Source organism: Acidovorax sp. (assembly GCF_046339755.1).
Taxonomy (GTDB): Bacteria; Pseudomonadota; Gammaproteobacteria; order Burkholderiales; family Burkholderiaceae_C; genus Acidovorax.
Window position 1 is genome coordinate 1 of record NZ_JBKDTZ010000240.1, and the last position, 9,379, is coordinate 9,379.

Consider the following 9,379-nt stretch of genomic DNA (forward strand, 5'->3'; position numbering starts at 1 on the left):
ATCGGCCGCCTTCATGCCGGCCTGGGCCTGCTGCAGCACCGTGGCCGCGGTCTGCGTGCGGCGCGAGGCCGGGTCGAAGTATTTGTTGACCGCAGTGGTCGCCGCAGCCAGGTCGGCGCGGGCAGAGTCGAACTGCCGGGCCAGCACGCCCAGGCGCGCATTGAGCAGCTTGAGCTTGAGGTTCTCGCGCAGGAAGAAGGTCTGCTCGGGGGCCAGCAGCACGGCCTCGGGCTGGTCCACGCGGCTCACGCGCACCAGGTGGCGTGCCTCGTCGCGCACCACCTCCCAGCTGCGCTGCAGCGTGGCCTGCCACCAAGGCGTGTCGACGCTGGGCGCTGAGCCGCTGGGCGGCGATGCGATCAGGCGCCGGCTGGCCGCCGCCTGGGCCACGGCGTTGAGCACGGGCAGTTCGTCCACCTGGCGCACCAGATCGTCCAGGCGGGCCAGCAGGCCGGCGGTGTCGGTCACCTGGGCGCGGTTGATGCGCTCGATATCGCGGCCGATGGCGCGCTGCACCGGGGTCAGGCGCGGCTGGGCGGCGCGCTCGATGCGCTGGTCGGCGGTCTTGAGTGCGGCCAGCAGCGGCTCCAGGCTGCCGGTGAGCTGGGCCTGTTGCTGCGCCAGGCGGATGGCGGATTCGATGTCCACCACCAGGGTTTCGTCGCGCGAACGCGACAGGCTCTGCATCAGTTCTTCGAGCTGGCTGCGCTGCAGCGCCACTTCGCTCACGCGGGCCTCGGCCACCGACAGGCGGGCCGCCGTCTCGCGCACCAGTTCCTCGGCCTGGCGGGCCATGGTGCGCGCCTCGATGGCCAGGGCGCCCGAGTCGGCTGACTGGCGCGCCAGCTGCTCCTGGATCACGCTGAGCTTTTGCCACAGCAGACCGCTGCTGGCCACGGCCGCCACGGCCAGCACGCCCACCAGCAGGGTGGGCAGGCTGCGGCCGCGCCCCACCACCGGGGGCTGGTGGGCAGCGGCGGCGGGAGTGGAGGGGGCTGCGGCGGGCAGGTCGTGAAGGGGCGCGGAACTCATGGGGCCGATTCTATCGAGGCCACCACGTCTTCCAGCGCCGGCCGACACTCCCTTACATGGCCAAAGCCCATGGCCCGAGCGGTCTGGGCAATGCGCGGGTGGGTGGCCAGGGCACGGCCGGCCGCAAAGGACTGGCCGGCAAGGGCCTCGCCCAGGTGGGCCACGGCCTCGGAGCTGCTCAGCAGCCAGAGCGAGCCGTCCTGCAGCGCGGCTTGTGCCAGTGCCTTCTGCCCCTGCGTGAAGCGGGGTGCGCCGCGTTCATAGGCCACGGCCCAGTCCACCTGGCCGCCCGCGGCCTGCACCTGGCGGGCCAGCCAGTCGCGGCCCGAGCCCTCGGCGGATTCATGCACCCCGGCCGAGCGGCCGCGCACGATGAGCACGCGGTCGCCGGGCCGCACCTGGGCGCCCACCTGCCGCCACAGGGATTCGGAGTCGAACTGCGGGGCATCGGGGGCCGGGCCATCAATGGCGGCGGCGTGCACACCCATCTGCTCCAATGCACGTGCCGTGCCGGGGCCAGGGGCCCAGGCCCGGGTGCCGGCCGGCAGCGGCAGGGCATCTGGCAGGAAATACAGCGCCGCATTGCTGCTCACGAACATCAGCGCACGGTAGCCGGGCGCCTGGGCCAGGCGTTCGCGTGCATCGGCCAGGGCCTGCACGGCGGCGGGGTCGGTGCAGGGGCCGATGGCGATCAGCGGCAGTGCCGTGGCGGCCAGTCCGCGTGTGGTTAGCTGTGCCACCCATTCGGCCGCCTCGCGCTCGGGCCGCGTGACGATCAGCCGGGGCGCCACGGGGGCCATGGCGTCAGGCAGAGGCCGGATCCACGCCGCGCGCGCCAGCTTCGCGCAGGCGGCGGGCAATTTCGTCGCCCAGGGCCTCGGCCTGGGCCAAGCTTGCCACGGTGGCGCTGGCCTGGGCGCGCACCAGAGGCGCATGGGGAGCTTCGGGGTCGCCCCAGGCCGCATCAAGTTGCAGCGTACCGTTGGCACCCAGCGTGCCATGCGCGGCCAGCGGCATGGAGCAACTACCGCCCATGGCGCGGCTCACGGCGCGCTCGGCGGCGACGGTGAGCCAGGTGGCCTGGTGGGCCAGCGGCGCCAGTGCGGCAATCAGGCCCTGCCGGTCGCTGCGCACCTCGATGCCCAGGGCGCCCTGGCCGGCGGCGGGCAGCATGGTGGTGGCGTCGAACGCGGTGCGGATGCGCGCTTCCAGGCCCAGGCGCTTGAGGCCGGCGGCTGCGAGCACAATGCCGTCGTACTGCCCTTCGTCGAGCTTGCGCAGGCGCGTATCGAGGTTGCCGCGCAGCGGCTCGATGCGCAGGTCGGGCCGCAGCGCCTGCAGCAGCACCTGGCGGCGCAGGCTCGAGGTGCCGACCACCGCGCCCTGGGGCAGTTCGGCGAGCGATGCGTAGCGGGGGGACACGAAGGCGTCGCGCGGGTCTTCGCGCTCCATGACGCAGGCCAGGGCAAAGCCCTCGGGCAGCTCCATGGGCACGTCCTTGAGCGAGTGCACGGCGATATGGGCGCGGCCTTCTTCCAGTGCCACTTCCAGTTCCTTCACGAACAGGCCCTTGCCGCCCACCTTGGACAGGGAGCGGTCCAGGATCTGGTCGCCCTTGGTGGTCATGCCCAGCAGTTCCACCGTGTGGCCGCGGGCCTGCAGCAGGGCCTGTACATGCTCGGCCTGCCACAAGGCCAGGCGGCTTTCGCGCGTGGCGATGACGATGGGATGGGGCAGGGAAGGCGCGGCGGAGCTCAAGATTCGTAACCTGTTTGTAATCATTCAGGGGCGCTGGATGCTAGCATGCGCCCGCACTCGTGGCCGGTGCAGGGGGACGCCTGCAGTGGCCTTCCCCATTCCCGGAGACCCAACGCATGAGACGATCCGACAAGGACCAGCCCCTGATTGACGACATCCGCCTGCTCGGCCGCATTCTGGGCGATGTGATCCGGGACCAGGAGGGCGTGGCCGCCTACGAGCTGGTGGAGCAGGTGCGCAAGCTCTCCGTGGCGTTTCGCCGCGATGCCGACCAGGAGGCCGACCGCGCGCTCAAGAAGCTGCTCAAGGCCTTGTCGGGCGACCAGACGGTGAGCGTGATCCGCGCCTTCACCTACTTCAGCCACCTGGCCAACCTGGCCGAGGACCGCCACCACATCCGCCGCCGCGCCGTGCACGAGCGCGCGGGCGACACGCAGGAGGGCAGCATCGAGGTTGCCCTGTCGCGCCTGCGCTGGGCCGGCATCGCGCCCAAGACCATCTCCCAGACCCTGGCCGGCAGCTATGTGGCGCCGGTGCTCACGGCCCACCCGACCGAGGTGCAGCGCAAGAGCATCCTCGACGCCGAGCGCGACATTGCCCAGTTGCTGGCCGCGCGCGACGATATCCAGGTGCGTGCCCAGCTGTACAACACCGCCAAGGACGCGCTCACCCCGCGCGAGCTGGCCGCCAACGAGGCCCAGTTGCGCGCCCGCGTGGCCCAGCTGTGGCAGACGCGCCTGTTGCGCTACAGCAAGCTCACCGTGGCCGACGAGATCGAGAACGCCCTGTCGTACTACGAGGCCACCTTCCTGCGCGAGATCCCCAAGATCTATGCGGACCTGGAGGCCGAGCTGGGCCAGTACCCCGTGCACAGCTTCCTGCGCATGGGCCAGTGGATCGGCGGCGACCGCGATGGCAACCCCAACGTGACCGCGCAGACCCTGCAGTACGCCCTGGGCCGCCAGGCCGAGGTGGCCCTGCGCCACTACCTGACCGAGGTGCATTACCTGGGCGGCGAGCTGTCGCTGTCGGCCCGCCTGGTGCAGGTGTCGGCCGAGATGGAGGCCCTGGCCGCGCGCTCGCCCGACACCAACGAGCACCGCCAGGACGAGCCCTACCGTCGTGCGCTGACCGGCATCTACGCGCGCCTGGCCGCTTCGCTCAAGGAGCTGACCGGCGGCGAGGCCGCGCGCCATGCCGTGGCGCCGCAGAACCCCTATGTCAGCGCCGAAGCCTTCCTGGCCGACCTGCGCGTGATCCAGGCATCGCTCAAATCGCACCACGGCGAGGCCCTGTCGACCGAGCGCCTGCACCCGCTGATCCGCGCCGTGGAGGTCTTCGGCTTCCACCTGGCCACGGTGGACCTGCGCCAGAGCTCCGACAAGCACGAGGAGGTGGTCGCAGAACTGCTGGCCGCGGCGCGCATCGAAACCGGGTACTCCGCCCTGGCCGAGGCCGACAAGCGCACCTTGCTGCTGCGCCTGCTCAACGACGCGCGCCCGCTGCGCGTGGTGGGCGCCAGCTACTCGGACCATGCCCGCGGCGAGCTGGCGATCTTCGAGGCGGCCCTGGCCATGCGCCAGCGCTACGGCCACCAGGCCATCCGCCACTACATCATCAGCCACACCGAGACGGTGAGCGACCTGCTCGAAGTGCTGCTGCTGCAAAAGGAAGTGGGCCTGATGCGCGGCACGCTCGACGGTGCTGCGCGCAACGACCTCATCGTGGTGCCGCTGTTCGTGACCATCGAAGACCTGCGCAATGCCGCGCACTTCCTGCGCGAGTTCTTCGCCCTGCCCGGCGTGGCGGGCCTGGTGCACAGGAGCGGCAGCGAGCAGGACATCATGCTTGGCTACTCCGACAGCAACAAGGACGGCGGCATCTTCACCAGCAACTGGGAGCTGTACCGCGCCGAGATCGCGCTGGTGGAGCTGTTCGACGAGCTGGCCACCAACCACGGCATCCAGCTGCGCATGTTCCATGGCCGCGGCGGCACCGTGGGCCGCGGCGGCGGCCCGAGCTACCAGGCCATCCTGGCCCAGCCTCCGGGCACCGTGCGCGGCCAGATCCGCCTGACGGAGCAGGGCGAGGTCATCGCCTCCAAGTACGCCAACCCCGAGATCGGCCGGCGCAACCTCGAAACCTTGGTCGCCGCCACGCTGGAGGCCACGCTGCTGCAGCCGACCAAGCCGGCCACCAAGGCCTTCCTGGAGGCGGCTTCGCAACTCTCGCTGGCCAGCATGGGCGCCTACCGCGCGCTGGTGTACGAGACCCCGGGCTTCACGGAGTACTTCTTCAATTCCACGCCGATCCGCGAGATCGCCGAGCTCAACATCGGCTCGCGCCCCGCCTCGCGCAAGGCCAGCCAGAAGATCGAGGACCTGCGTGCCATTCCCTGGGGCTTCAGCTGGGGCCAGTGCCGCCTCACGCTGCCGGGCTGGTTCGGCTTCGGCGCGGCGGTCGATGCCTTCGTCAACGCCGAGGGCAAGGACCCGAAGGCGCAGCTCGCGCTGCTGCAGAAGATGTACCGCCAGTGGCCGTTCTTCCGCACCCTGCTGTCCAACATGGACATGGTACTGGCCAAGAGCGACCTGGCGCTGGCCTCGCGCTACAGCGAGCTGGTGACCGACGCGCGCCTGCGCAAGAAGGTCTTCACCGCCATCGAGACCGAGTGGCACCGCACCGCCGAGGCGCTCACGCGCATCACCGGCGACAAGCAGCGCCTGACGCACAACACGGCGCTGGCGCGCTCCATCAAGCACCGCTTTCCGTACATCGACCCGCTGCACCACCTGCAGGTCGAGTTGGTGCGCCGCTGGCGCGCGGGCCAGGGCGCCGAGCGCGTGCAGCCGGGTATCCACAACTCGATCATCGGCTTCGCGGCCGGGTTGCGCAACACGGGCTGAGCCGACGCCCCCGCTTTGCCATCCGGCGTCCGCCTGCTAGCATGGGCACCGGGAGGGCATGGTGTGGGCATTGATGTTGCGGCCCTGAAAATGCGGCTGTCGCTGCGGCTGCAGGCCGTTGCTCGCGCCGACTCCATGCGCGCCATCCGCGAGGGGCTGCTGTGGGTGCTGCCCTGCCTCATGGTGTCGGCGGTGTTCCTCGTCTCGTCGGTGCTCACGCGCATGCTGGGCCTGCCCACCGAGACCACCGATCTGCTGGCCGGCCTGCATGCCGAGATCAGCCGCATCCTGCCGCTGCTGATCGCCGCCTCCATCGGCTACATGCTGGCCATCCGGCACAGCCTGCCGCGCCTGCCCGTGGCCTTTCTGTGCTTTGTCTATGTGGCGCTGGCGGCCTACCTGCTGCGCGGGCAGCCGCGTGCCGCCGCCACCCTGGTGCTGTTCATCGCCATCGCCTCGCCCATCGTCAATGTGCCCCTCATGGCCCGGCTGATGCGGGTGCGCTGGCTGCAGCTGTCGCGCGGCTCCCTGGTCAGCGACAACGTGGAAGATGCCATGAACATGCTGCTCCCGGGCGTGCTGACGGCGGGCCTGCTGGTCGGGGTGCTGACCCTGCTGCAGCAATGGCAAGGCCTGGCGCACTGGAGCCTGCCCCTGGACGTGGTGGACCCGGACCGGCCGTACCTGAATGCCGTGGCGATCACGGGCGTGAATTCGCTGCTGTGGTTCTTCGGCATCCATGGCTACCATGCCCTGCAGCCCCTGTTCCAGGTGCTGGAGATGGCTGTGGGATGGAACGCCATCGAGGTGCTGGCCGACCAGCCGCCTCCCTACCTGCTCAACGCCGGCATGCTCGGGGCCTTTGCCTTCATCGGCGGGGCGGGCGCGACCTTGTCGCTGGTGGTGGCCGTGCTGTGGCGCGCGCGCAGCCCCGGCCTGCGCCTGCTGGCCTTGGCCAGTCTGCCCATGGCCCTGCTGAACGTGAATGAGCTGCTGCTGTTCGGCATTCCGCTGATCCTCAATCCGCGCCTGCTGCTGCCCTTCATCCTGGTGCCGGCCGTCAACGCCTGCCTGGCGCTCGCTGCCGTGCAGGCGGGCTGGGTGCCGGTGGCCGCCACGTCCATGCCGCTCAATGCCCCGGTGCTTTTCAACGCCTATGCCAGCACCCAGGGCTCCTGGCCGGCGGTGGCGCTGCAGCTGGCACTGGTGCTGCTGGGCGCCTGCATCTACGCACCGGCGGTGCGGGCGCTGGAGCGCCACAATGCCACCACGGTGCACCTGCCGGGGCTGGACACGACCTTCTCGCGCCTGCAGGAGCAGGGCCGCCTGTATGCCAGCGACCCTGTGGTGCTGGCGCAGCAGCGCCAGGCAGGCCGCGACGAACTGCTGGCCCAGGTGCGCCGCATGGGCGAGTACGAATTCTTCCTGGAGTACCAGCCCCAGGTGTCGCCGCGCACGGGCGAATGCGTGGGCTGCGAAGCCTTGCTGCGCGCCCGGGATGCCACAGGGCGAACGCAGTCCCCGGGGGCCTTCCGGGCCTGGCTGACCGAGGCCGGGCTGATGAAGGACGTGGACCTGTGGGTCGCGGATGCGGCCTTGCAACAGTACCGGCGCTGGCGCGATGCGGGCTTCGTGCTGCCCATCTCCATCAACGTCACGGGGCCCACGCTGATGTCGGCTGCGCATTGCCAGCGGCTGGTGGCGCTGATCGCGCCGGCCGCCGGCTGCATCAGCGTCGAGCTCACCGAGGACGCGCTGGCCGCGGACGTGGGCCAGATGCGCGAGGCCATCGCCCGCATCCACGCGGTGGGGGCCCGGGTGGCGATCGATGATTTCGGCACGGGCTACTCGTCGCTCAGCTACCTGCACGCGTTTGCGGTGGACACGATCAAGATCGACCGCAGTTTCGTGGTGGCCAGCGCAGAGCCCCGCGGTGCCCGGCTGCTGCAGGGCCTGCTGCACTTCTGCCAGAGCCTGGAGGTCGGCATCGTGGTGGAGGGGGTGGAGACGCTGGAGCAGTTGCAGGCCCTGCCCGGCGGCATGGACCTGCAGGTGCAGGGCTGGTACTACGGCCGTGCGATGGCGGCCGACGATCTGCCAGCCTTCGTGCAGCGCTGCGTGGCCGGCGTGGCGACCCAGTCGGCGTGACGGCGCACCCTGCCGTGCGCCGTCGGCCTCAATCCCCGAGCAGCTCGCCCACCGGCTTGAGGTCCTCCACCCGGTCGCAGATGGCCTTCACGGCCATCATGACGGGGATGCCCAGCAGCAGCCCCCACAGCCCCCAGAGCCAGCCCCAGGCGAGCACGCTCACGAACACGGCCACGGGGCTCATGCTGCTGGTGCGGCTGGTGAGCCAGGGCGTGAGCAGGTTGCCGATGAGGGTGTGGATGACCAGCGAGGCGCCGCCGATGGCCAGGGCCATGTCGATGGTGCCGAACTGCAGGAAGGCCACCAGGGCCGAGGCGCCGGCCGTCAGCGCCGAGCCGATGTAGGGCGCCAGGTTGAGCACGCCGGCCACCACGCCCCAGACGGCGGCATTCTCCAGGCCCAGCGCCCAGTAGGCAAAGCCCGTGGCCAGCCCTACCAGGATGCTGGTGAACACCTGCACCAGCAGGTAGCGCTGGATCTGGCCGGTGATGTCGTCCAGCACCTGCATGGTGATGTTGCGCCGCTCCAGGCTGCTGCCGGCGATGCGCACCAGCTTCTGGCGGAACAGGTTGCCCGAGGCCAGGGCGAAGTAGGTCAGGAACACCACCACCGTGAGCTGGCCCACCGCCGACACCAGGCCCATGGTGCCGCTCCACAGGTAGTCGCGGATGTTGAAGGGCGGGCGCTCCACCACCACGCGTTGCACGCCGCGCCGGTAGGGGGCGGCGGCCGCGCTCTCGGCGGCGGCCTGCTCGATCTGGGCGGCGGCCTTTTGCATGGTGTCCAGCGTGCTGGGCATGCCGGCGCGCGCGCGCAGGTTGTCGCGCACCTTCTTGGCAGCCACTGGCAGTGAGTCGACGAGCTGCGTCGCCTGGTCGCTCAGGGACCAGGCCATGCTGGCCATGCCCCCCACGATAGCGATCAGCAGCACGGCGGCACCCAGGGGGCGCGGGATGTGCCAGCGGCGCAGGGTGTTGACAGCCGGACGCAGCGCCGTGGTCAGCAGGATGCTGAGCATCAGCGGTATGAACACGGCACTGGCCCAGTGCAGCAGGGCCACGCCGGCAAACAGGGCCAGCAGCGCCAGGGGCAGGTTGCGCACGTCCACCGGCATCTGCAGCATCAGCGGGGCGTGAGCTGCCAGCGGCGGTGGGGTGGGGGGAGCCGCCGCAGCGGTGGCGTCAGGAGGGCTGCCAGCGGGGCCAGGCTCCGGTGGCACTGTCGTGGCCGCCGGGGCCGGTGCCTGCAGGGCGCCGGGCTCCATGTCGGTGCCTGCGGCGGCCGCCGGTGCCTGCGGCGGCGGGGTGGTGGAGGGGGCGCTGGGGTCGGAGGGGGCTGTCGCGGCGGTCATGCCGGGGATTGTCACGCACTGTGAGCAAATGTTGTGTAGGTGCCCGCGCCATCGCGCAGGCCGTCCGGCGCCTGCCGCGCAAATGCAACGCAATTGCCTCGCTATTCGCGCGATGGGCTCGCGGCCAGGCTGCTAGCATGGCTGCATGCAAGTTGAACCATTGCCCGGCGGCCTGCCGCAGGGC

The 9,379-nt window shown here is 70.8% G+C and carries 6 protein-coding genes; 2 read left to right on the plus strand and 4 right to left on the minus strand.

Features of this window, described 5'->3' with window-relative positions; translation table 11 throughout:
* The 3 genes from ACK59X_RS20625 to hemC all read right to left on the minus strand — a co-directional run.
* A partial coding sequence (locus ACK59X_RS20625) for a uroporphyrinogen-III C-methyltransferase (RefSeq protein ID WP_409960259.1) occupies positions 1-1,032 on the minus strand: 1,032 nt, incomplete at its 3' end.
* Positions 1,029-1,832, minus strand: a complete 804-nt coding sequence (locus ACK59X_RS20630; protein WP_409960260.1) for a uroporphyrinogen-III synthase — start codon at positions 1,830-1,832, stop codon at positions 1,029-1,031. The genes ACK59X_RS20630 and ACK59X_RS20625, both read right to left, overlap by 4 nt.
* A gap of 4 nt (positions 1,833-1,836) precedes the next feature.
* Positions 1,837-2,790: a hydroxymethylbilane synthase gene (gene hemC, locus ACK59X_RS20635; RefSeq protein WP_409960261.1), complete on the minus strand. Its 954-nt coding sequence runs from the start codon at positions 2,788-2,790 to the stop codon at positions 1,837-1,839.
* A 116-nt stretch (positions 2,791-2,906) separates the two neighbouring features.
* Between hemC and ppc the strand changes: the two genes are divergently transcribed.
* Both ppc and ACK59X_RS20645 read left to right on the plus strand, forming a co-directional pair.
* Positions 2,907-5,696: a phosphoenolpyruvate carboxylase gene (ppc, locus tag ACK59X_RS20640; protein WP_409960262.1), complete on the plus strand. Its 2,790-nt coding sequence runs from the start codon at positions 2,907-2,909 to the stop codon at positions 5,694-5,696.
* Positions 5,697-5,786: 90 nt separating this feature from the next.
* Positions 5,787-7,844 carry an EAL domain-containing protein gene (locus tag ACK59X_RS20645; protein ID WP_409960264.1) on the plus strand — a complete coding sequence of 686 codons (2,058 nt, stop codon included), beginning with the start codon at positions 5,787-5,789 and terminating at the stop codon, positions 7,842-7,844.
* A gap of 28 nt (positions 7,845-7,872) precedes the next feature.
* Here ACK59X_RS20645 and ACK59X_RS20650 read toward each other — a convergent pair whose 3' ends face one another.
* Positions 7,873-9,195, minus strand: coding sequence for an AI-2E family transporter (locus tag ACK59X_RS20650; RefSeq protein ID WP_409960263.1), 1,323 nt, complete (start codon positions 9,193-9,195; stop codon positions 7,873-7,875).
* Positions 9,196-9,379: the final 184 nt, after the last annotated feature.